Source organism: Sinorhizobium psoraleae (genome assembly GCF_013283645.1).
GTDB classification, from domain to species: Bacteria; Pseudomonadota; Alphaproteobacteria; order Rhizobiales; family Rhizobiaceae; genus Sinorhizobium; species Sinorhizobium psoraleae.
The window spans coordinates 91,791-93,614 of the sequence record NZ_JABEKV010000012.1; the positions used below are offsets into that span (position 1 = coordinate 91,791).

Here is a 1,824-nt window from a genome sequence, read left to right on the forward strand (position 1 = left end):
TTTATCGAGGAAATCCACAAGAACGTAACCGGCGGTTTGGCGTCAAAAAGCAACATCAACAAAACCGCTCGGGTGTTCCATAATAAACCTTATCTGATCTTCCTCTGTAGCGGCATTTTAGAGATGCGACATATGAGCCAGTTAGAGATGCGACAGTCGTCGCCTCTTGGGATGCTGGTCAAACGTCAACGTTTGGAAGGAAGACTGGCGACGTGAAGCGTGGTTGAGACCATGAGCGTTCGGAGTCGTCATGTCTTGTTTGATCACCATGTCGCAGAAAGAATTGCATCGTCTTGAACTGATCCAGCGGATTCGTGGGCGTAGTCTGACCGTCGTCGAGGCGGCCGCGTTGCTTCGTCTTAGCCGCAGTCAGGTCCACCGGCTGTTGCAGGCCTATGACCTGGCCGGCGCCGACGGTCTCGTCTCGAAGAAGCGCGGCCGTCACGGCGGCCAGCCTCGTTGCTACCTAACTTGCCGGCACTTACTGTAAGGCAGTGCTCTTCACACTCCTGCCGTCGATACTCCAGGCACCCGGTCCCGTGAACACGAGGAGCAGGAACACGAAGCAATAGAGGATTGAGGCGTCGCCCTCGTTCAAAACCGGGAAGAAGCTTTGCGGCGCATGGACCATCCAATAGGCCACCGCCATCTCGCCGGCAAGCAGGAACGCCACGGGACGGGTGAGCAGCCCAACGAGGATGAAAAGGCCGCCAACAAGCTCCATCAAGCCGCTGATCCCGGACAGCGAGAAGAGCGCGGGCAATCCCTGCTCGGGCGGAGTTGGAAAGCCGAATATCTTTTGAGTGCCGTGCTCCATGAAGATCAAAGCCGTCACGATCCGAAGCGCAGCAAGCGCATAAGGACTGTAGCGATCGAGAAATTGCATCTGCAACATAAGCTTTGTCCCTGTAAATCGGTCGCTCCTTGAGCGAACCTCCTGTTCCTGGCAATGCGCATCACCAATGAAGCGCTGCAGGACAACGCGCACGAACGCAAAGCGGTTCAGGTCGTTGCCACAATGCGTTCGACGCGATTGAGCGTGGCTGCGCGATTGGCGTGCAAACCTGTGATTGAAGCGTAAGCGCTGTTTTGGTCCCACCTTCCGGATCACGGTTTGATTGACGATGTTGAGCGATCGTGCACTGCGGCCGAAGCCGTGGGCCGTGGTTCCGACCGCCGATGCGTCGGCGGGGAAGGCTGAGGGCTCGCGATCAGCACCGCCAGCTCTTGCCAAAGGCCGTGGAAAACGATGGCGCCCATGTCCTTGGCGCAGGCCTGACCGCAAAGGACGGCGGTGCGCACGTCTCGTAGAAATCCCTGCAGCTGCGCGGTAGCACCGGGGTGCGTGCATGGGGCTCAGCGTTTTTTTCTACGGGCGATCGCGCGTTCGATGCTGCGGGGATGGACACTGATGCCGAGCGTCGAATGCAGCAGCTCTGCCAGGGATCGCGCCGGCAGCGGGGTGCCCGCGTGCTGGTTCTGCTCGATGAGCTGCATGACCTCATCGGTGAGTTTGTGAGCCGACTTTGGCCCTCGGGTGCGCGGCAGCAGGCCGGCAATGCCCTCGCGTTCGAACGCGGCCTCGGCCTGATAGTAGGTTGGCCGCGACAGACCGAAAAGCGCGGCGGCATCGGCCTTGTTGACGCCATCCTCCTGGACGTGACGCAGCATCTCGTACTTCACCTGCACGAGATCGAGAGGATCGAAGAAGGTGGACTCGCGAAACCAGGGTGCACGGACGGCTTCGGGCCGCGCATTGAGTGCTCCGAGCTCGCGCAGTCGATCACGTTTGGTCTCGTTGGGCATGGCATAACCTCTTCCTAG

3 protein-coding genes and 1 pseudogene are annotated in these 1,824 nt (G+C 59.4%); 2 read left to right on the forward strand and 2 right to left on the reverse strand.

Going from position 1 to position 1,824, the window contains the following annotated elements; genetic code table 11:
- Together ILFOPFJJ_RS31970 and ILFOPFJJ_RS31975 are read left to right on the forward strand one after the other, a co-directional pair.
- Positions 1-216: hypothetical protein (locus tag ILFOPFJJ_RS31970; RefSeq protein ID WP_173514468.1), on the forward strand; the 216-nt coding region annotated here is incomplete at its 5' end.
- Between the two features lie 34 nt (positions 217-250).
- Positions 251-442: pseudogene (locus ILFOPFJJ_RS31975) on the forward strand (helix-turn-helix domain-containing protein); the annotation flags it as partial.
- A 39-nt stretch (positions 443-481) separates the two neighbouring features.
- On the opposite strand, the gene ILFOPFJJ_RS31980 reads toward ILFOPFJJ_RS31975, so the two are convergent.
- Positions 482-895 carry a DoxX family protein gene (locus tag ILFOPFJJ_RS31980; RefSeq protein ID WP_173514469.1) on the reverse strand — a complete coding sequence of 138 codons (414 nt, stop codon included), beginning with the start codon at positions 893-895 and terminating at the stop codon, positions 482-484.
- A gap of 461 nt (positions 896-1,356) precedes the next feature.
- Positions 1,357-1,824 (reverse strand): helix-turn-helix domain-containing protein (locus ILFOPFJJ_RS31985; RefSeq protein WP_246299950.1); only part of this gene is annotated, 468 nt, incomplete at its 5' end.

Bases quoted from the DNA above. Each gene is read 5' to 3' on its own strand.
- ILFOPFJJ_RS31980 (WP_173514469.1), bottom strand. From the start codon at position 895: ATGTTGCAGATGCAATTTCTCGATCGCTACAGTCCTTATGCGCTTGCT.